Origin of the sequence: Finegoldia sp. (genome assembly GCF_046991905.1) — a bacterium.
In the GTDB taxonomy this organism is placed as follows: Bacteria; Bacillota; Clostridia; order Tissierellales; family Peptoniphilaceae; genus Finegoldia.
In genome coordinates this window covers 162308-183327 of record NZ_JBKWZF010000002.1, presented here as the reverse complement: position 1 = coordinate 183327, position 21020 = coordinate 162308, and the positions used below count along the sequence as shown (strand labels likewise).

The following is a 21020-nucleotide window of genomic DNA, read 5'->3' as shown; positions in this document are numbered from 1 at the left end:
CTATTTAGGTCTCGGACCAAAATATTGATATAAATAACACTTCATATTTCCGTTGTACATCTTTCTATTTTTAGATGCTTTTTTGCCGTAAAATTTCTCAAACTCTTCGCAATCTGTGATTATATATTGTGATGCAGTCTTAAATTTTGCCATTTTAATTCCCAAATCCTTATAAATCTTCTCGGCTTCTTGTCTTTCGCCAAGCCTTTTTCCATAAGGTGGGTTAGATATTAGAACGAAGTAATTATCATTCAACACAACATTTCTGAAATCTCTCGTCACGAATCTAATATCCTCTCTGACTCCAGCATTTTCGGCATTTGCTATTGCTTTTTCAATCGCTGAGCCGTCTACATCACTAGCGAAAATATCTATATTCTTATCGTAATCAATGCTCTCCAAGGCTTTGGTACGCTCTTGTTTGTAGGCATCGTTGAATTTATCATTAAAATTAATAAAATCGAATTTCCTATCAATTCCAGGTGCAATATTTCTGAATTTTCTCGCAGCTTCTATCGCAAAAGTTCCACTGCCGCAGAACAAATCCACAAGAGGTCTGTCGCTATTAGCAAAAGACAAATCGATAATTCCTGCTGCTAAGTTTTCTCTTATAGGTGCAAGAACTGAGTCCTGTCTGTATCCTCTTTTGTGAAGTCCGTCTCCCGAGGTATCCAAAGTTATCGAACAAATATCTTTTACCAGACTAACTTCAATCCTAAATCTCCCCTTGGATTTTGAGAACCAATCCACCTTGTATTTTTTCTGAAGAGATTTGATAATAGCCTTTTCTGTAATCGATTGACAGTCTTTAATAGAAAATAATTTTGATTTGTAACTTCTGCCTTCTACAATAAAATTAGAATCTGCTTCTAAAATATCCAACCAATTTATTTTTTCAACGCCCTTAAAAAGTTGTTCGAATGATACAGCCTTAAAATTACCCAATTCGATTAGAACTCTGTCTGCACATCTCAAATTTATATTTAATTTTGCGATATCTTTTTCATTGCCTTCAAGCATTATTCTTCCGTCGTTTACATTCAAATTCTCATAGCCCATATCCAAAAGTTGTCTTTTGACCAAGCTCTCCAAACCGAATGCGCAAGTTACTATTATTTTCAAAATTATTATTCCTCCATATTACCTTCTATTTTATCATATTTTCAATGTTTTTTTTACGTTATAATAATATTTAACTGTAAATTTACAATAAAAAAAACTGCAACGAAAAATCATTGCAGTCTATTTAGATTCTAATCTACAGTAATATCTCCACTAACTGTTGCAGCACTTATTTCAATTTCATCATTTGAGAATGATTGGTCGTGAGATTTACTGATTTTTTTCGAACTATCTTTGTAGTAACTATCGATTTGAATTTCTCCGCTAACAGTTCTAAGTTCTATAGAACCTTTCTTTTCTTTGATATGGATATTAATATCGCTAGATACACCTCTAACATTCAAATCTTTGTTTTCGTCAACATCGATTTCGATATCGCCACTTACAGTGTTCACTGTGATTTCTGGATTTTCAGAATTTACCTTCACATCACCGCTTACAGTATTAACGTAGATTTCTTTTTTGCATTTGGAAACTTGAACATCTCCACTTGCTGTGTTGACATTTACATTGTTCGATTGTGTTGTTATATTTACATCACCGCTTGAAGTGTTGCAAGTAACATCATTGCTAATAACATCTACATTTACATCTCCACTTGCTGTAGCGATGTTTAATCCCAAATCACTGTCTTGTGGAATTTTGATAGAAATTGATTTGATGAAACTTTTTTGGAAGAATTTTTCCATTTTAACTTTGCCAAGCTTCAACACGTGATTCATATAATCTACATCTAACTTTTGAGTTTCATCAGTTGTAGTGTAAGTTACGATTATTTTGTCCAATTCGTGAGTTGACACATCTATGTCCGCATTTGACTTAACTTCAATTCTGTGGAAATCATTGTCGAATTCCAATGTTTGTTGTGACAAATCATAGTCTTTGTCTTTGGATTGGTCGAAAATTTTAGAATTAAAGAAATCACCAATGCTATCCAAGTTAAACATTCCGAAGAAGTTATTTTCTCTAATAATTCCAGCTTCTTTACATTCGTTGAATATTTCTCTTGGATTACCTAATTCTGTTGAAATCTCTTCTTCAGTTTTTCCGTTTTCAACACCAATTCTGAAATGTTCTTCGTAATCATTTTTGATTTCTCTGTAAGTTGTTTCATCAACATTTCTGAAATAGTAATCTAAAAGTTCCATAAATTGTTCTTTATTCATTTAAAAACCCTCCTCTAACAAGGCCTTCACACTATCAACCATGTTTTTGTAATCTTCAAGTTGTGAGTGTAGGTATTTCTTTCCTTCGTCTGTTATTTTATAGTATTTTCTGGATGGACCTGACTCTGATTGTTCAGTGTAATCTTCCAAGTATTTATCGTTTTTCAATCTTCTAAGCATAGGATAAATTGTTCCCTCGCTCATTGGTATCTTATCTTTTATCTGATCTATAATTTCGTATCCATAGCTGTCTTTTTTTGATATAACCGATAAGACACATAATTCTAAAATCCCTTTTTTTAATTGTGTGTTCATATCTTACCTCCTGAATACATTATAATACACGGTAGTAAATATTGCAAGGTATTGTGTAAAGTTTTTTACTACAAGAATTTTAGCTGTTCAAAAGTCAAATCGCTCAAGTTTGCCGCCGTAATTCCGAAAAGTCTCACGGGCTTTTCAATCTTCGTATTAACCACAAGATACTTTACAATCCTGTAAATATCACTTTTATCATTAATGTATTCCTCAAGAGTCATCGATTTTGTAATCACAGTAAAATCGCTGAGTTTTATTTTAATTCTGATAGTCTTTGCTTTTATATTTTTCTTGTGAAGATCATCGCTTAATTCTTCGCTAAACTCACTTGCTTTTTTCAGTAGTTCATTGTAATTTCTCAAATCGCGTTCAAAAGTGTATTCTACTCCTATGGATTTTCTAATTCGTGACAAATCCAATTGTCTATCGTCAATCCCGCGTATTCTGTCGTAAATCACTTCGCCAAATTTTCCGAACAATTCCCTAAGATTTTGTCTGGACAAATCATACAAATCACAGACCTTTTTTATTCCAATATTATTTAGTTTGTCTTCTGATTTTCTGCCAATTCCTTGAATTTTCCCCACACTTAAATCCATCAGAATATCTGGAATATCATCTTGTGTTATGATTTTAATCCCGTGAGGCTTATTCCAATCAGATGCAAGCTTTGCAAGGCTCATATTGTAACTAATTCCAATAGATATCGACAATCCTGTTTTAATCCTCACATTGTCTTGAATGAGTTTTGCAAGTTCCATTCTATCCATTTTAATATGGGAAATATCCATGCATCCTTCATCAATACTCATCTTTTGAATTTTTGTAGAAAACGCCGACAATACTTTGAAAACTTTGTCGCTATTTCTCCTGTATTTCTCAAAATCCGGAGGAACTATTACAAGATTTGGCACTATCTTTTTCGCTTGAAATATAGGCATTGCAGAATGTAGTCCGTATTTTCTGGCTTCGTAGTTCGCTGTGGTTATAATCCCTCTTTGACTTCTTCCACCAACGACCATTGGAATATGTTTTAATTTAGGATTATCCAAGATTTCACATGAGGCAAAGAAAGCATCCAAATCGAAATGCAAAAAATTTAAATCCATAACATACTCCCTTCTATCAAAAAAGCCCTCATTATTGAGAGCTTAATCGTTAATTTCTAAATTGTTTGATGATATCCAAGCATCGTATGATTTTAGAGAATCTGCACTTTTTATAATAGCGTGACACCATACTCTTTGACCCGAATCTGGTTTTGCTTCATAAATGTAAACTTCACTTCCCAAAGGAATTGATGAGATTACTTCTGATTTATTGCTTGGCTGATCGTAAATTTTGGCATTTTCTGTAGTTACCAAGTAAGTTTTTCCGACAAGACGAATGCACAAATCGATAAGTCTCTTGTTATCATCAGTTTCATAGCTTTCATCTGTTTTGTTCGGTTGTTTTGTATCTTCTTTTTTCTTTTTCAATTCTTCTGCCGATTCACTAGCTAGTTTTTCAGCTTTTTCTCGTGCCTCTTTTTCTTTTTTCTCAGACAATGCACGTTGCTTTTCTTCATCTTGTTTTTTTTGTTTGTATTGGTCTTTAGCTTTTTCGACCTCTTTTATTTTGTCGATTATAAGAGTTTCATGTGGCATTACTCTAGCATATGAGTTTAACATATTCAAACTTGCATCAAAGTTTTCATCTTCTGCAAATGAATCACTTGCTATTATAACAGCTTGTGTGCTTTCTTGTAATCTTTGTTGTGCTTTTTGATAATTAGCACTGTCTTTGTTGCTTACTTTCAAGAAACTTTTTGCCGCATCGATATACTTCATTTCTTTCAAATAATTTACGCCATAATCGTAATTATTTTTTGAAGACAAAAGTTCCACAGCTTCACGTTTTTTGTCTATGTAAGCCCCATCATTTGTTCTATCGTATAATTCACTATAATAATCAACTGCTTTTTGGTATTCGCCATCTACTATACATTGATGAGCCAATTTATCTAACTTTTCTGCCTTTGATGAATTAAAAATATTAAATCCTACAAAAGCCCCAACAAATATTACTACAGTTATCAAAACTACAACAATAATATTTTTCTGCTTCATTTATTACACCTCTCTAATATTCTAATGAATTGGATAGAATAAGTCAATAAACGAAAACGTTATATTTTACGTGTTTTTACATATTTAAACTCAAAAAAGAGGAGTGTAAAATTACACTCCACTTAATTTAAAAACTATTATTCTTTAATTGGTTGTTCAGCTGTAAGTTCAAGTTGATTCCATCTGAAGTCATCTTTGTTAAGATCTTGAACATATCTTGTATCAAACTTTTTAACTCTCTTGTTAATTGGAGTCAGTGATTCTCTGTAAAGTGTTGGAATCAATGGTACATTGTCTTCCATAACTTTTGCAAAGTCTTTATAAGCTTGCGCTCTTTCTTCATCAGATGATTTACCATCAGCTATCTTATCCAATGCTTGTTGCATTTCTGGATTAGTATATCTGTAGTAGTTAAATGATGCATTCTTACTGAATAATCCTGATGGGTCAGGGTTAGTACCTACAGCCCAAGCTCCTTGGAATACGTCAACTTCAGGGTCATCATTTTTAAGTTTGTCGTAGAATGCGTTGAATTCTACTAATCTTCCGCCTGTCAACTCAACATTCAATCCAATTTCTTTCCAGCATTGGATATAGTATGCTGACAATGGTTCTGCGATTTCTCCACCTGACATTGATGCGAATTTAATTACAAATGGTTTACCGTTTTTGTCTTCTCTTATTCCATCGTTGTCAACATCTTTGTATCCAGCTTCATCTAACAATTTTTTAGCTTTTTCTTGGTCAAAATTGTATCCTTTTAATTCAGTGTTAAAGTAATCTTTAAATATAGGAAGAACAACTGATGTAGCTTGTGATCTGTATCCTAGATAGAATTTTTCACCAACTGCGTTGTTATCAATTGCATAACCCATTGCTTTACGTAAATTTACATCTGACATTTTAGCATTAGGATCTACAACAACTTCGCCTTTTTCTTTGTCCCATTTACCTAGTTTGAATCCTAAGTAAGTGTAAGCCATGTCTTGTTGTCTTGCAACTTTGTATCCTTTTAATTCTGATATTTCTTTGAATGTATCTGATGGTGCTCCACCTGCGATATAATCGTATTTACCAGATTTTAATGATGCTAAAATTTGCGAAGTAGGAACTACTTCCATTACTACCTTATCGATTTTTGCTTTTCCGCCCCAGAAGTGTTCGTTAGCACTAAATTCAACTGATTGTCCTGGTACTACATTAGAAATATAGAAAGGTCCTGCTGATTTAGGATTTTTTCTGATTGGGTCAGAAGATATAATATCTTTTATAGCTATGTCTTTAACTTGTTCGTAGTTTGTTGGTTCGTGCCAAATACCAGCACCCCATTTGATTGCAGGTTTCCATTCTTTAAATGAAATTTGAACTGTTTTTTCATCGATTTCTTTAACACCTGCGATGTCTTGTGTTTTTCCAGCGTGATAATCTTCCATACCTACGATGTTCATCATATCATCATCATAACGTACACCAGGATAATCCTTGTGACCGATGATTAGATAGTTGATGATAATGTCTTTTGCTGTTACAGGCTTTCCGTCATTCCATTTGAATGCATCTGAAAGTTTGATTGTAGCAGTCTTTGCTTTTTCATCCCATTCGAATTTTTCTGCACCAGAATCTCTCAATTCCATGCTTTCTCCAACATTTGCTGAACCGTACATTGTAGGTCCGATAATTGTCCAGTCGAAGTTATCGTCTTGTAATGCAATATTGAATATACCTTTAAAAGGTGAATCTGTAGGAATACCTACTTTAAAAGTTCCACCTTTAATTGCTTCGCCTTCATTTTCAATAATCACACCGCCGCCCATTTGTTCTCCGACTATGTTACCTTTATTTTCTTCGTTTGCCTTTTTACCAGTGCTAGATTCTTGTTTAAAACCAGAATCTGATGATTTTCCGCTATCTTTATTAGATTTTCCACATCCTGTAAGTACAAATGCTAATACTAAAAAGATTGCCAATAATGATTTAAATTTCTTTTTCATTATTTTTCCCCCTTATCCTTTCCTTTGTTTTGCATCGGACGCCCTTCTTAATGCTTGACCGATATAATTTATACACAACATCATTACTAATATCAATAATGATGCAGGTAGCCATACATATAACTTATCTGATATAACTTCTGGTTTTCTGGCTAATGATACCAACGTTCCTAGTGATGGATCTGATGGTGGAAGCCCGAAACCTAGAAAGCTAAGTCCAGTTTCAATACCAATATTTCCTGCGAAACTCAATGTCATATCTACAATTAATATTGAAGAAATGTTAGGCAAAATTCCTGTAAACATAGTCTTCAAATCGCTAGTACCCATTGTTTTGGATGCATTTACATAGTCTTTTTTACTTTCAGCAAGGGCCTTTGATCTGACAAGTCTTGCCATTCCTGTCCAATAGAACACCGTAAATATCAATACGAATGTAAACATCGAATATTTTGGAACAATTGTTACGAAAACTATGATAATCATCATTGTTGGAAGAATTTGGATGAAGTCTATAATTCTCATTATAATATTATCCAACCATCCACCGTAGTATCCTATAAACAAACCTACAACTATACCTATAACAGATGTAAGGATTGTTACGGCGATTCCTATTACGATAGAATTTCTAGCGCCAATTATCAATTGTCCGAACAAATCTCTACCACCTTGGTCTGTTCCAAGTATATGTCCCGCTTCTCCTGGTCTTACGTATGAATTAAGTATGTCAACTTTCATTACTTGTTCTTTGTCTAGTAGCATTGCTCCAACGAATATTCCTATCCATAAAACTGCCAATACTACTAAAGAAACAATGGCTAATTTGTCCTTCTTAAATTCATTAACTATTACTTTAAATCCAGTTGGATTGTCTTTGGCAAGGTCTTTATATTCTTCAAGTTTTTCTTCTGTTACTTTTACTTCTTTCATAAAAACCCTCCTAATCTATCCTTATTCTTGGGTCAACTATACTCATGATAATATCACTTAATAATGAACCACAAAGTGTTAAGAAACCATAAATCATTACAAGTGCTGTCATAACCGAATAATCTCTTTGATTGATACAGTCTACAAATAGTGAACCCATTCCTTGGTATCCAAAAATTGTTTCAATCATTATAGAACCAGCTAATAAACCTGTGATTTGGAATCCGAAGAATGCAGCTATTGGTAAAAGTGAGTTTCTGAAAATGTGTTTGCTGTAAACTTTTTTGATAGGAACCCCTTTTGCCCTTGCAGTTCTTACGTAGTCTTGACTTTTTGCATCTACAACTTCATTTCTCAAATATTGGATAGTTCCGATAGTTGTAAGTAGTGCATAAGATATTGCTGGAAGTAGCATGTGATAAAATCTACTTAATACTGCTGCCATTCCGCCTTTTGCTGATGCTTCAAGACTTATAATTCCACTTGTAGGAAACCATCCTAACTTGTATCCAAATATTAGTAGCATTATCAAATAAAATACGAATCCCGGTGTGGCCAGAGCGAGGAAGTTATACAAGTTAACCCCCTGATCGAATGCCGACCCGCTATACCTACCTGCGTTTATTCCCAAAGGAATTGCAATCGCATACATTATTATCAATGAGAACAATGATAAGAAGAATGTATTCTTAGCTCTTTGACCTATAACGTCTTTTACAGGTAATTTTTGAGTATAAGAATCTCCAAAATCTCCATGAAGAGCATTGCCAACCCATCTTTTGTATTTCACATACCATGGATCGTAAAATCCAGATTTTATTTTAAGTTGTTCTTCAACCTTTGAGTTACCAGTGCTTGGAGTGATTTTACCTGTAAAAGGATCCCCTGGCATTTTTTGTGCTACGAAGAATATAAATAAACTTAACACTATCAATTGAGGAATCATTATTAAAAATCTTCTGATTATAGTTTTAGTCATATTATATTTCCCCCTTTCTAGCTGCTACATAGTGAGAATCTTTGTATTTAGTCAAATCGTACACAGATCCATTTTCATCGTAGTAGATATTTTTTTGTTCATCAAATTTCTTTTCAATAGCTTGTCTAGTTTCTCTAAGCTCTTTTCTTCTATTTGGTTCAATTTGAGGAATCGCTGCGATAAGTCGTTTCGTGTAAATGTGTTGTGGATCAGAATATAACTCATCACGATTTCCTGTTTCTACAAATTTACCATTGTGCATGATGTAAATGTAATCACACATGTGTCTTACAACTCCCAAATCGTGTGAAATGAAAATGTAGCTTAGATTAAACTCTTGTTGAATTAATTTCATGTAGTTTAATACTTGTGCTTGAACTGATAAGTCAAGAGCACTTACAGGCTCATCTGCAACGATTAATCTTGGATTACATGCTACAGCTCTTGCAACGCCAATTCTTTGTCTTTGTCCACCTGAGAACTCAAATGGGTATTTGTAAATTGCACTTTCATTAAGTCCAACTATATCCAATAATTTAAACACCTTTTCTTTTTCTTCTTTTGGTGTAAGTTTTTCAAAATTTCTGATAGGTTCAGCAATTATATCCAAAATTCTTTTCTTAGGATCAAGAGAACTCATTGAGTCTTGAAAAATCATTTGAACGTCTTGGTTGTAGTTTATCTTTTTTCTGTAAGATCTACTTGTAACATCTTTTCCTTCGTACAAAATATGTCCGTCTGTAATTTTTTCAAGTCCTACTATCGCTTTTCCAATAGTGGATTTACCCGATCCTGACTCTCCTATCAATCCATAAGTTTTTCCTTGTTCAATATCCATATTCACACCGTCAACGGCTTTGATATAGTCTTGAATTGTATTAAAAAATCCTCCACGAATTGGATAATGAACTTTCAAATTTTTAACTTCTAAAAATCCCATATCTTCCTCCTATTCGTCTTTAAAATGGAAATTTTTCCAACAAGTACAACGTACCAAATGTCCGTTACCAACATCATGTAGAACTGGGTTTTCTTCGTGTTCCGATTCATCTATCCACGCAATACGAGGAGCAAATCTGCATCCTTTTCTTGACAAATCTTTTAATGAAGGAACCATACCTTCTATTACATGCAACTGATCAGATTGAGTATCTGCTTGTGGAATGGAATTTAATAAACTTCTTGTGTATGGATGAAGTGGATTGTTGAACAATTCATCCACAGTGGCAATCTCAACGATTTGACCTGCATACATTACGCAAACTCTATCAGCGGTCTGTGCTACAACTCCTAAATCATGGGTTATCAATATAATTCCTGAGTTCATTTGGTTTTGTAGTTCTTTAAGCAAATCTAGGATTTGTGCTTGAATTGTAACATCAAGTGCAGTAGTAGGCTCATCAGCTATCAAAACACGAGGCTTACAACTCAAAGCAATCGCTATGATTACTCTTTGTCTCATACCTCCAGATAATTGATGAGGAAATTGTCTTGCTATAACTTCAGCATTTTCAATCCCTACTTTTTTTAGAAGGTCAACAGCTTTTTTCTCTCTTTGTTTTTTATCCAAATCAGTGTGATATAACAAAGCTTCTTCTATTTGTTCGCCAATTCTCATTAAAGGGTTAAGAGATGCCAATGGATCTTGGAATATCATTCCAATCTCTCCACCTCTCAACTCATTGAATTGAGCTTCTGTGTAATTTAAAATATTTTCACCGTTATATATAACCTCACCGCTAATTTGAGTGTAATTCATATTATGTAAGCCCATAATAGTTGTAGCTAAAGTAGATTTACCACAGCCGGATTCTCCAACCATCGCTAATACTTCATTTTCATACAATTCAAATGAAACACCATCTACTGCATCATAATAATCGTCTTTTATCCTAAAAGCTGTATGCATATTATTAACTTCCAATATTTTCTTATTAGCAGACATTTTAATCTCCTTTCAGTTTATTTTACGTATTATTTATGTATGATTAATAAAAAATACTTTATCTTATTATAGTGAGATAAAATGCGTTTGTCAATTATTATTTATTTTATAATTTAAAATTTCAGTATAAAATATAGTTTTTCTATCTGTTTACGTATTATTTTACACTTTTTTCATGACAAAAACAAAATTAGTGATTTTGTTTTCCTGTTGCTATTTAGATATTTATTGCTATTTATGAAAATAAATTATAATTATTTTTATTCATTTTGAAATTTAAGAAAGCAAAAATAAAAAAATGAATTTTGCATAAAAATCACTTGACTTATCTCTTTTATTATGATAAAGTAATGATAATCATGAGCCTATTTACAATTTTATTAATTTTTAAAAAATGTAACAAAAAACTTGCGCTTATTATATTAAAATGGTAGAATATATTTAAATATTGAAAACTTTTTCATTTTTCAATTAAATCTCCATTTCTTAATTTATTACAACATAAAAAAACAAGGTATGAATTAAATTCAACACCTTGTTTTTTTATTTTAATCTATTTTAATTATTTCAACGTTATCTAAGTATTCATCTATTTGGAATTTTTTAGGCAAATCCTTAGTCTTCAACGATGCCACTGCGCAAGCATTAGCCATCTTAAATGACTGTTCAAAATTTGATGTTCTTATAAATGTAGCAATGAAGCCTGCTATCATGGAATCTATAACGAAATCACGTTTTTGCTCAATCATGTTATCTATTTCAAAAGCGTGCACTGAATTTTCTGCGAACAAATACACTTTGTTATCTACAAATGGAACTATCACAAATCTAGAATTAAAATCGAATATTTTCTCTTTCCAACGTAAAAGTTCTGATTCCGAATCTATTTTCGTTTTAAATAAATGCTCTAAGCATTTTACGCTTACATTTTCCAGCAAAGCTCCTTCATCTATAAATCTCTCCAAATAATGTTCGTCAATATCCAACACAAATTCTGCTTTATTAGCTTTGCAAATACCAATCATTCTGTCTATTACTGACTCTGTGATGTTTTTAGGAAAAGCTGTCGACAAAAATACAGTGTCACCTTCTTTGACTCTCGACAAATAATACAGCAACTCTTGAAGTTCTTGATGTGAAATGCTAGGTCCTTTTGATTCAATCACAGATTTTGATGAGCCAGTGATTTTGATATTGATTCTGGTATTGTCGTCAATTCTGATAAATTCCGATTTAATATCTTCTCTTGTAATCCAATCTTCAATAAAATCTCCTGTAAATCCACCAGCAAAACCTGAGGCAACAGTTGGAAGTCCTAGTTGTTTCAAAACTCTTGAAACATTTATCCCTTTTCCAGAAGGAAGCATCAAATCAAACTCAGATATGTTGTTCTTATCCATTTCAAAATCATTAACTTCACTGACAAATTCCAATGCCGGATTCAGTGTAACTGTGTAAATCATCTAATCACCTACATTAATCCCGGAGCCAATCCGAAGAATATTTTTTGAAGAAGTGTCATCACAATCATAAACATAATCAGTCTTGTGATTACAATTCCAGCTGCATTAAGTCCGTAAATTTTCCACAAATTTTTGTGGTCAAATCTATCTATCAAAATAATCGTCGCTAAAAGTATTAACACTATTAACGAAAATAAATATATAAAAGCGTGTGCTCCCAAAAATGTAAATGTGAACACAGATGAACTGAAACCTACAAGACCTCCTGCTGTTAGTATTCCAAACAAACTAAAAATCAAAGACTCTATCACCGTAAGTACAACTGCAATATTATTTCTCAAATCTTTGTCGATTGGTTGGTACAACTTGGCGTTGGATAATCTAAGTCCCAGATTATAAGATAAAAGTTTTTGAAATACATCCAAAACCAACACCGAAACCATAACCACAATTGCTTTTGATTTTTGAGTAAATGTCCAGTGATTTGTAGAATTCATGTAAAAGAATAAAAGCGGCAATGCTGATAATACAACACAAGCTACTCTCATCGAAAACCTGTAAGGTTGTGCTCCACCCATCATTTTTTTCAAAATTTTGACGAAAAACAAATTAACCTTATCGAATAACTGTTTGCTTTTTAGCTCAAAATTATCCATAAATTCGTCCATATCATCGTCTTCTTCATCTTCGATTTTATGAATTGTAAACTCATTGGCAGATGTAAATCTGATGGATTCATCGCGTTTGATTTTTTCTTGATTATCCTCGTAACCTTTGGTAATAAAAATAGTATTTTCGTAATTTTCCTCAGGTTCTTGGACCTCTTCATGATTTATTTTTTTTTCAACTTCCTTGTCCGGATTAAACTTTCCATACTGAGATTTGCTTTTGTTGATTACTTGAAAAATATCCTCGATTCTTTTAGGTCTGCTGTTGGCTTTATTACCGTTCACAATCTCATCTGCTTTTTGTTCTTCAGAAGATTTCTCACGATTTTTTATATTAAAAATATTTTTGACATCATCTGAATACGAAAAGCCTTTGTCAACAGATGAATGGTTATCATCAATTTTTGTATTTTCAGATTCGCCTTGTTGTTCATTCAAATTCTCACGGTATTCTTTCAAATTAAACCCGCAATTATGGCAGAAATTTACCGTATCTAATACTTTTTCATTGCAATTAGGACAACGCATTTACTCACCTCCGTAACCGTATTATATCACAATAAATTATACTCAATTATAACTTTGCCAAATCTTAATATTTGGACAATAAAAAACTGGGTTAATTATTCCCAGAATTCACTAGCGTAACACACCTTCATGCAAAGAATATCATACGAAAAAAATTGCTTTGATTTCAAATCGAAAAAATCCGTCTAAAATCGTATTTGCGTAAGCGAAGCGTGCTTATGATTTTAGGATTTTGAGATTCAGAAATCAACAATTTTTGTAGTCTAGATATTCGTGCATGATGTGTGATACTCTCATTTTTAATTATTTTCTATTTTCTCTTAAACACCATATACCTGTAATTTAGATTTCCATAAGTTTTGATATCCGATTCTTCTGCTACATAAAATTCATCATCTTCAAATAGATTTCTGATTTTAGCATCGTATTCAAATTCCTCATCCACATAAGTTATTACAAATTCATCTACCAAGTGAATCAACGATTCAATCGTGTTTGCTCCACCTATTAAATACTCTGTCATTTTATGATCTGGGTTAATTTCTTTGAGAGTGTTTAGCAATTCTTCCTCGTTTTTCACACAAAGCAAACCATCTAAGTCTTTGCTTGTAACTATGATGTTGGTTCTGTTAGGTAATGGCTTAGATTCCGGTAAAGATTCCAATGTTTTTCTTCCCATTATAACGATATTTCCAGTTGTTAATTCTTTAAATCTTTGCATATCTTCAGGAATTGAAAAAAGCATGTCTCCATCTTTTCCAATCGCAAAGTTTCTGTCCACCGCTAATATAACTTTCATTAACAAAAATCCCCTTTCCTAATATTACTTACAACTTCATTTAATTTTTCCATTGCATGTTCATCGGTCCAGTCATAATCATCTTCACTAATCCTGACAACAAGTATACCCATTTCTTCAGCACAAATATCAAGCATCGTGCTGTAAATTGCATTTTGCAAATCAGAAGATGTATCGTGATTGATACAATCACATTTGTTAATCCATTTATCCAAGCAGAAACCGTAGTTTTTGTTTTGGGGATAATTTTCAAGTGCAGTTTTTCTCTCTTGGGTAAATTTCCTATTAGCATCGTACATAAAACAAAGCTTATTTTCTTCATTGTAAGCCATTATATTGATATCATTGACATATCTTATCAAATCATCCCTGTTTAATTCGTCATCAAGCTTATCCAAAATATTTTTCAGGTTTTCGTTGTCTATATTAGGTTTCAAACTTGAAAAGTTTTTGCTAAATTCAATATCTCCACTAAAATACACACGCAGTAATTTTTTAATAGCATCGATTTGACTTTTCTCATAATCAGATGCCAAAAAAGTACTGTTTTCCATAAAATCTCCTTTATATTACATCCATTTCTTCTTTTTAAAATAATAAATCATAGTGCTTGTAATCACAATCGCAGTAATCCAGAACAAAATATAGCCGTATTTGCCTTGAAGTTCTGGCATATATTTGAAGTTCATTCCGTAAACACCAGTTAAGAATGTCAACGGCAAAAATATCGTCGACCACACAGTCAACACCATCATAACTTCGTTAGTTCTGTTCGAAATATTAGTGTCGAATGCATCTATCATAGAGTTAATCATGTCGCGATACACTTCGATGAATTCGAGCATTTGAATGATATGATCGTACAAATCCCTCATATAAATCGATGTGTTGTGACTTACTAGATTTACCCTAAACTTTGAAATCTCATTAATAACATAACGCAACGGCCACAATGTTTTTCTCAAAAATATCAGGTTTTTCTTCATTGTGTAAAGTTCTCTGAGAATATCGTCATCATGATTAGTCATCATAACGTCTTCCAAATCATCTATGTATTCTCCCAAAATATCGAAAATTTGGTAGTAATTATCTATGAATGCATCCATCAACAAAAGCAACAAACCATCAGTAGTTTTAGGTCTGAATACGGGAATTTTTTCCAATTTATCCATTACCCTGTCAAATGATGTGGATTTGTTTTGCTCTACTGTAACCAATAAATTTTCCTTTAATACGAAAGAAATCTGATTAAATGAAAGTTCCTTAACGCTGTTGAACATATCGTAATCAACAGTATCACTAACCACGAACAAATAATCGTCGTACGCTTCAATCTTAGTTCTTTGATCCACATCTAACATATCTTCTATTATAAGAGGATGAATCTTGAATTTTTCTTTCATTTTTATGAAATTATCTGTATCTGATAATCCAGTAATGTATATCCAGTTTATTCTATCATCTCTCAATTCGATATCGTTGATATCTGTAGTTTGATGTTTTTCAAAATGATGTTCGTCAAAAGTACAAAAAGTAATTTTCGTGCTTTCAAGCTCATTTTCAAGCCTAAGATTATCTAGTATTTCGTTGATCCTTTCCTCAAATAATAAATTAGCCAATATTATCTCCTATTTTTCTTCTAATAATTTGGTTGCGTAATTTCTGTAAGTTGATTTTGAATTATCTCCAACTAATCTGTAAATAATGTTGCCATCTTTTATGAACAATGTCGTTGGAAATGGCAAAGCTTCAAAATGTTTGATTATTTCATCCTCGTTGATTTGTCTAACATTTTTAGCTGAATATTCGTAAAATTCTATTTCGTCTTGAAAGGATTTTTCTATATCTTCCAAATCACTTCTTGCTGGAACACATGGACAAATCCCATCAGCTTGAAAAAACAAAACTTTATTTCCTTTATTAAATATCTTTGAGTTAATATCACTCTTTTTAAATTTTTTCATTTGGTTTTATCCTCCAAATCTCTTCTGCATATTCTTTTATCGTTCTATCCGATGAAAATTCCCCGAAATTAGCGATGTTCATCAAACTCATTTTCGCCCATTTTCTTTCATCAGTATAAGTTTGTAAAATCTTTTCGTGAATTCGTTCGTAATCGTTAAAATCTTTTATCACAAAATATTCGTCCAATTTAAATGAAGAATCTCTGTTTACAAGCGAATTGTAAATATCCAAGAACATAAATGAGCCGCTGTCATTAATCAAATCGCTTAGCAAAGTATCCACAACGCGTTTTATATTTTCATCCTTATAATAATACTCCACAGGATTGTATGTGTCTTTAATCGAATTTAACACATCTACAGTTGCTCCAAATGGGAAGTTGTTATCCTCACCAGCATGATTGAAAATCTCAATGTTAGCACCGTCATAAGTTCCCAAAGTCAAAGCCCCGTTTAACATAAATTTCATGTTTCCAGTTCCTGAGGCTTCTTTTCCCGCAGTTGAAATCTGTTCACTAACATCTGCTGCAGGATACACCAATTCTCCGATTGATACGTTGAAATTCTCCAAGAACACTACTTTAATATATTTGTTAACCTGTTCATCATTATTCACAAGATTTTTGACCTCATTTATGAATTTGATAATAGCCTTTGCTCTGAAATAACCAGGAGCAGCCTTCGCTCCAAATATATAAGTTTGTTTTGGAATATCTGTAATCTCGTTATTTTTGATTTTATAATACAAATTCAAAATGTGAAAAGCATTCAACAGTTGTCTTTTGTATTCGTGAAGTCTTTTGACTTGTATATCGAAAATAGAATTCTCATCGACATCTATATTTTCATTTTCTTTGATGTATTTTTTTAGTCTGATTTTGTTGTTGAGTTTAATCTCTCTTAATCTAGCCAAAACTTTGTCATCGTCTTGGAATTTTTCAAGCTCTTTTAGTTTTGAAAGGTCATTCTTCCAATCCTCTCCCAAAAGTTCTGTGATAAATTGTGTAAGCTCTTGGTTTGAATAAAATAGCCAACGTCTCGGAGTAATTCCATTTGTTTTGTTTACAAATTTATCCGGATACAAATCGTGCCATGGTTTTAGTGTTTCATTCTTCAAAATTTCCGTGTGAATTTTCGCAACACCGTTAATCTTCACAGCAGTTAATATCGCCAAATGAGCCATATTCACGCAATTATCCTTCACAATTCTAAGATTGTCAATCCTATCTACAGAATAATACAATCCAACCAAATCACTCACAAATCTCCTGTCGATTTCAGAAATAATATCCATAATTCTAGGACTCACTTCTTCTACTACATCCTCGCTCCATTTTTCCATAGCCTCTTGTAAAATAGTGTGATTTGTATAATTAAATACGCTGCTTGTAACATTCCAAGCCTCTTTCCAAGAAAGTTTCTTATCATCCATCAATACTCTCATCATTTCAGGAATAGCCATAACCGGATGTGTGTCGTTTAATTGAATTGTGTTGTATTTTGCAAATTCTTCAAATTTGTAATCATCCGGGAAGTTTTTCTCGTATTTTTCAATTATATCTTGAATTGATGCGCTACAGAAAAAGTATTGTTGTTTAAGTCTTAAAACTTTTCCCGGTCTTTGGATATCATTAGGATACAAAACCCTCGTGATATCTTCGGCTCTGTTTTTTTCTTTTACAGAATCATCGTATTGAAAATTGTTAAATTTTTGGAATTCAAATCCATCGTCACATTCAGCTTGCCACAATCTCAAAGTATTTACAACGTGGTTTTTGTAACCAACCACAGGCATATCGTAAGGAACAGCTTTTACGACTTGGTTTTTGTATCTAATTATTTTCGATTCTGACTCCACACGTCTTGACCAAGGGTCTTTGTCCAAAGTCCAATTATCACCGACTTCCATTTGAAAACCGTTATGAAAATATTGTTTGAACAGTCCTTGACGATACCTCACCCCATAACCTGTCAACGGATAATCCAAGCTCGCCGCACTTTCCATGAAACACGCTGCAAGTCTTCCTAAACCTCCGTTACCCAAAGCCGCATCTTCTTCTTGAATTTCCAAATCATTAATATCTATATCCAATTCTTTTAAAATCTGTGAATATTTTTCATCCAATCCCAAATTCAACAAATTATTTCCCAAAGATCTTCCTATCAAAAACTCTGCACTAAAATAGTAAGCATTTCTAGAATTTTTGTGTTTTTCTGAAGTTTTTTTCCAATCATCTGCTAATTCGTTCATTATTATTTTAGAAAAAGCTATATATTTTTCTTTGTGAGTTGAAGTTTTCAAATCTTTTCCGAACATATTAAATAAGTTTTTTTCAAATTGCAACAAAAATTCTTCCTTTTCCATAAAATCCTCCTATTCTTAGCTCAACTATATTTTACCACATTTGTGAAATAGTCCTATTAAATTTGTATTGTTTTTTCTTAAAATCAACAAAAAGGATACATTTTTCTATTTTATTGATATAATGATTTAGTTATAGTAATATATTAATGAGTCACAAGAAAGGATAAAAATTATGCAAAAAAATATATATGTATTATATGGCGGTCCTAGCACTGAACACGAAGTAAGCATTACAAGTGCTAGAACATTAATAAATAACTTATCAAAAGAAAAGTACAATGTCAGCGCAATATTCGTTCGCCGCGATAAAAAATTCATTATGAAAGAAAACATAACCGAAGAAATCAAATCTGACGACGAATTAGTGCTTGATACTGACCTTTCAGTAATAGAATCAGTGAGTGAATGCCTTAAAAAAATTAATCCAGAAAACACTGTAATATTTCCTGCAATTCACGGTAGTTACGGCGAAGACGGAACAATCCAAGGCTTCATAAAAGTATTGGATTTGCCATTTGTAGGCTGTAACGTATTGGGTTCTGCATTATGCATGGACAAGGGATACACTAACGATATCTTTGAATTAAATAAAATTCCTCAAGCAAAATACGTCGTACTTTGCAAAAACGAAGACTACGATGTGAAAGAAATCTTCGAAAAGACTTCTTCTGCAGTGTACGTAAAACCTTGCAATGCTGGTTCATCAGTCGGAGTTATGAGAGCAGAAAATGAAGAAGAATTAGAAAAAGCAATCCAAAATGCTTTTTTGTATGACAGAAGAATTTTAGTCGAAGAAGAAATTATCGGCCCTGAACTTCAAATCGCAGTTATGGGTAACGACAATCCTGTCGCATCTCGTCCGGGTGTATATCAAATACACGATGTAGAATTTTTCGATTACGATGCAAAATACAACGACGCAAAGACAGAAATGCTTACACCATTTCCAATGGATGAACAATTGGAATTAAAAGCAAGACGTTTGGCTGAAAAAGTGTATAAGATAATGAGTTTGTCAGGATTTTCAAGAGTTGATATGTTTGTTAGAGATAACGAACTTTGGGTAAATGAAATCAACACAGTTCCTGGTCTTACACCACATTCAATGTTTCCAGTTTTATGGAAATGCACTAACGATATGAGTGTTTCAGAAGTATTCGACAACTTAATTGATTTGGCAATTGAAGAATACGAAAAAAATAAAGCATATAAGTTAGAGAGGTAATAATGTTAACAAGAAATTTAAAAACAATAACAGAACTAACTAACACGATAATAAACGAAAAATACCACGATATAATGGTAAAAGGTATCTCCACAGATACAAGAACAATCGAAAAAGACAACATGTTCATCGCTCTTAGAGGAGATAATTTCGATGGACAAAATTACATAGAGATGGCTTTTGAAAAAGGCGCATCTTGCTGTGTAGTTAACAGAGATTACAGAAATATCAACGATTATCCCGTAATTGAAGTAGATGATACAAAAGAATTTATGATGGATTTGGCTAGAGGATACATCAACAGTTTAAACTGTAAAGTAATCGCTATAACTGGTTCCAACGGAAAAACAACTACAAAAGACATCATGAGTTCACTATTAAAAGAAAAATACAAAGTCGTTAAAACACAAAAAAATTACAACAACGAAATCGGATTGTCCAAAACGATATTTGACATTGACGATGACACTGAAGTTGCAGTTCTTGAAATGGGAACAGAAAATTTTGGTGAAATCAGACAATTGACAAACATCGCTCATCCTGACATCGCGATGATTACAAACATCGGTGACAGTCACCTACTAAATTTAAAAACAAAAGAAAACATCGCCAGAGCGAAGTTTGAAATCCTTGAAGGATTGAAAGAAGATGGAATTTTCATTTTAAACAATGATGATCCTGTTCTTAGAGAAGTAAAACAAGAATACAAATTACCTGAAAAAACAATCACTTTCGGAATAAAACCAGGCAGCGAATACAGAATGGAAATGATCAAAGCCGACGAAACAGGATCGACATTTTCAATCAACGATCATGTGTTCAACATAGAATTGTTGGGTCATCATCAAATGTACAACGCTACAATGTCAATAATCGTAGCAGAACTTATGGGATTGGATTACACAGATATCGCCAAAGGATTAAAAAATATCGAATTGACGGGAATGAGAAACGAACTTATTCTACTAGACAAATTCCACATCCTAAACGACAGCTACAAATCAAATCCACAATCACTTACAAGCTGCCTTGAAACTGCTTACGGATTGCACGGATATAGTAGAAAAATCGCCGTGTTAGGAGATATGTTAGAACTTGGAGATAACGAAATCAACCTTCACAAAAACATCGGCAAATCAATCAACCCAGAAAAAATTGACTACGTATTGGCAACTGGACCATTAGCAGAAAACATAATCAAAGGGGCAAGGACAAACTTTGCAGAAGACAAAGTATTCTACTTTGAAACAAAAGAAGAATTGCTAGAAAAATTGCAAGAATTAATCGTAGACAATACATTAGTTTTAGTAAAAGCATCTCATGCAATGCAATTCGACAAATTAGTCGAACAAATAAAAGAAATTTAACATCAAAATTTTAAATTATAGAAAAAAATAACAAGCCCTTATGTAAAAATTTGCATAAGGGCTTGCTTATTTATAGGAA

Annotated in this window: 19 protein-coding genes; 2 read left to right on the top strand and 17 right to left on the bottom strand. The window is 32.7% G+C overall.

All coding sequences use genetic code 11. The annotated features are described in order from the left end of the window. The 17 genes from ACLUJM_RS02005 to ACLUJM_RS01925 all read right to left on the bottom strand — a co-directional run bounded on the left by ACLUJM_RS02005 (position 1) and on the right by ACLUJM_RS01925 (position 18349). Positions 1-1122 carry a THUMP domain-containing class I SAM-dependent RNA methyltransferase gene (locus ACLUJM_RS02005; RefSeq protein WP_412412048.1) on the bottom strand — a complete coding sequence of 374 codons (1122 nt, stop codon included), beginning with the start codon at positions 1120-1122 and terminating at the stop codon, positions 1-3. Positions 1123-1253: 131 nt separating this feature from the next. Continuing rightward, positions 1254-2288, bottom strand: a complete 1035-nt coding sequence (locus ACLUJM_RS02000; protein WP_412412047.1) for a DUF4097 family beta strand repeat-containing protein — start codon at positions 2286-2288, stop codon at positions 1254-1256. Continuing rightward, positions 2289-2603: a PadR family transcriptional regulator gene (locus ACLUJM_RS01995; RefSeq protein ID WP_304111900.1), complete on the bottom strand. Its 315-nt coding sequence runs from the start codon at positions 2601-2603 to the stop codon at positions 2289-2291. A gap of 68 nt (positions 2604-2671) precedes the next feature. Beyond that, complete coding sequence (locus tag ACLUJM_RS01990; protein ID WP_304111897.1) at positions 2672-3715, bottom strand: DNA polymerase IV; 1044 nt, start codon at positions 3713-3715, stop codon at positions 2672-2674. A gap of 42 nt (positions 3716-3757) precedes the next feature. Then, on the bottom strand, positions 3758-4714 hold the full coding sequence (locus ACLUJM_RS01985; protein ID WP_412412044.1) for an SH3 domain-containing protein: 957 nt from the start codon (positions 4712-4714) through the stop codon (positions 3758-3760). A gap of 137 nt (positions 4715-4851) precedes the next feature. After that, on the bottom strand, positions 4852-6705 hold the full coding sequence (locus ACLUJM_RS01980) for an ABC transporter substrate-binding protein (RefSeq protein WP_412412042.1): 1854 nt from the start codon (positions 6703-6705) through the stop codon (positions 4852-4854). A 12-nt stretch (positions 6706-6717) separates the two neighbouring features. Then, entirely contained in the window at positions 6718-7638 is a 921-nt protein-coding gene (locus ACLUJM_RS01975) for an ABC transporter permease (protein ID WP_094208191.1), read from the bottom strand. A 10-nt stretch (positions 7639-7648) separates the two neighbouring features. Then, positions 7649-8617: an ABC transporter permease gene (locus ACLUJM_RS01970; protein WP_294684436.1), complete on the bottom strand. Its 969-nt coding sequence runs from the start codon at positions 8615-8617 to the stop codon at positions 7649-7651. A gap of 1 nt (position 8618) precedes the next feature. Continuing rightward, positions 8619-9557, bottom strand: a complete 939-nt coding sequence (locus ACLUJM_RS01965) for an ATP-binding cassette domain-containing protein (protein WP_294684434.1) — start codon at positions 9555-9557, stop codon at positions 8619-8621. A gap of 9 nt (positions 9558-9566) precedes the next feature. Continuing rightward, positions 9567-10562 (bottom strand): ABC transporter ATP-binding protein, encoded by a 996-nt coding sequence (locus ACLUJM_RS01960; RefSeq protein ID WP_311437226.1) that lies wholly within the window; start codon positions 10560-10562, stop codon positions 9567-9569. A 548-nt stretch (positions 10563-11110) separates the two neighbouring features. Beyond that, positions 11111-12025: a 1-phosphofructokinase family hexose kinase gene (locus tag ACLUJM_RS01955; protein ID WP_412412040.1), complete on the bottom strand. Its 915-nt coding sequence runs from the start codon at positions 12023-12025 to the stop codon at positions 11111-11113. 8 nt (positions 12026-12033) lie between these two features. Further along, a complete protein-coding gene (locus tag ACLUJM_RS01950; RefSeq protein WP_294684431.1) occupies positions 12034-13221 on the bottom strand; it encodes a zinc ribbon domain-containing protein in 1188 nt (395 codons plus the stop codon). A 310-nt stretch (positions 13222-13531) separates the two neighbouring features. Continuing rightward, positions 13532-14020 carry a dihydrofolate reductase gene (locus ACLUJM_RS01945; protein ID WP_294684429.1) on the bottom strand — a complete coding sequence of 163 codons (489 nt, stop codon included), beginning with the start codon at positions 14018-14020 and terminating at the stop codon, positions 13532-13534. Next, entirely contained in the window at positions 14020-14574 is a 555-nt protein-coding gene (locus ACLUJM_RS01940; RefSeq protein WP_294684427.1) for a hypothetical protein, read from the bottom strand. Before ACLUJM_RS01940 ends, ACLUJM_RS01945 begins: the two co-directional genes overlap by 1 nt. A gap of 15 nt (positions 14575-14589) precedes the next feature. Next, on the bottom strand, positions 14590-15639 hold the full coding sequence (corA, locus tag ACLUJM_RS01935; RefSeq protein ID WP_294684425.1) for a magnesium/cobalt transporter CorA: 1050 nt from the start codon (positions 15637-15639) through the stop codon (positions 14590-14592). A gap of 9 nt (positions 15640-15648) precedes the next feature. Further along, complete coding sequence (locus ACLUJM_RS01930; RefSeq protein ID WP_102164219.1) at positions 15649-15984, bottom strand: thioredoxin family protein; 336 nt, start codon at positions 15982-15984, stop codon at positions 15649-15651. Continuing rightward, positions 15971-18349: a glycogen/starch/alpha-glucan phosphorylase gene (locus tag ACLUJM_RS01925; protein ID WP_412412039.1), complete on the bottom strand. Its 2379-nt coding sequence runs from the start codon at positions 18347-18349 to the stop codon at positions 15971-15973. Before ACLUJM_RS01925 ends, ACLUJM_RS01930 begins: the two co-directional genes overlap by 14 nt. A gap of 172 nt (positions 18350-18521) precedes the next feature. Between ACLUJM_RS01925 and ACLUJM_RS01920 the strand changes: the two genes are divergently transcribed. Next, complete coding sequence (locus tag ACLUJM_RS01920; RefSeq protein ID WP_294684422.1) at positions 18522-19574, top strand: D-alanine--D-alanine ligase family protein; 1053 nt, start codon at positions 18522-18524, stop codon at positions 19572-19574. A gap of 2 nt (positions 19575-19576) precedes the next feature. Next, positions 19577-20941 carry a UDP-N-acetylmuramoyl-tripeptide--D-alanyl-D-alanine ligase gene (locus ACLUJM_RS01915; RefSeq protein ID WP_412412038.1) on the top strand — a complete coding sequence of 455 codons (1365 nt, stop codon included), beginning with the start codon at positions 19577-19579 and terminating at the stop codon, positions 20939-20941. The last annotated feature ends 79 nt before the right edge of the window (positions 20942-21020 follow it).

Coding starts and splice junctions, on each gene's coding strand:
- ACLUJM_RS01980 (WP_412412042.1), bottom strand. CDS start 6,705: ATGAAAAAGAAATTTAAATCATTATTGGCAATCTTTTTAGTATTAGCA.
- ACLUJM_RS01950 (WP_294684431.1), bottom strand. CDS start 13,221: ATGCGTTGTCCTAATTGCAATGAAAAAGTATTAGATACGGTAAATTTC.
- ACLUJM_RS01985 (WP_412412044.1), bottom strand. CDS start 4,714: ATGAAGCAGAAAAATATTATTGTTGTAGTTTTGATAACTGTAGTAATA.
- ACLUJM_RS01960 (WP_311437226.1), bottom strand. CDS start 10,562: ATGTCTGCTAATAAGAAAATATTGGAAGTTAATAATATGCATACAGCT.
- ACLUJM_RS01955 (WP_412412040.1), bottom strand. CDS start 12,025: ATGATTTACACAGTTACACTGAATCCGGCATTGGAATTTGTCAGTGAA.
- ACLUJM_RS01920 (WP_294684422.1), top strand. CDS start 18,522: ATGCAAAAAAATATATATGTATTATATGGCGGTCCTAGCACTGAACAC.
- ACLUJM_RS01965 (WP_294684434.1), bottom strand. CDS start 9,557: ATGGGATTTTTAGAAGTTAAAAATTTGAAAGTTCATTATCCAATTCGT.
- ACLUJM_RS01995 (WP_304111900.1), bottom strand. CDS start 2,603: ATGAACACACAATTAAAAAAAGGGATTTTAGAATTATGTGTCTTATCG.
- ACLUJM_RS01970 (WP_294684436.1), bottom strand. CDS start 8,617: ATGACTAAAACTATAATCAGAAGATTTTTAATAATGATTCCTCAATTG.
- ACLUJM_RS01915 (WP_412412038.1), top strand. CDS start 19,577: ATGTTAACAAGAAATTTAAAAACAATAACAGAACTAACTAACACGATA.
- ACLUJM_RS01940 (WP_294684427.1), bottom strand. CDS start 14,574: ATGGAAAACAGTACTTTTTTGGCATCTGATTATGAGAAAAGTCAAATC.
- ACLUJM_RS01930 (WP_102164219.1), bottom strand. CDS start 15,984: ATGAAAAAATTTAAAAAGAGTGATATTAACTCAAAGATATTTAATAAA.
- ACLUJM_RS01945 (WP_294684429.1), bottom strand. CDS start 14,020: ATGAAAGTTATATTAGCGGTGGACAGAAACTTTGCGATTGGAAAAGAT.
- ACLUJM_RS01990 (WP_304111897.1), bottom strand. CDS start 3,715: ATGGATTTAAATTTTTTGCATTTCGATTTGGATGCTTTCTTTGCCTCA.
- ACLUJM_RS02000 (WP_412412047.1), bottom strand. CDS start 2,288: ATGAATAAAGAACAATTTATGGAACTTTTAGATTACTATTTCAGAAAT.
- ACLUJM_RS01975 (WP_094208191.1), bottom strand. CDS start 7,638: ATGAAAGAAGTAAAAGTAACAGAAGAAAAACTTGAAGAATATAAAGAC.
- ACLUJM_RS01925 (WP_412412039.1), bottom strand. CDS start 18,349: ATGGAAAAGGAAGAATTTTTGTTGCAATTTGAAAAAAACTTATTTAAT.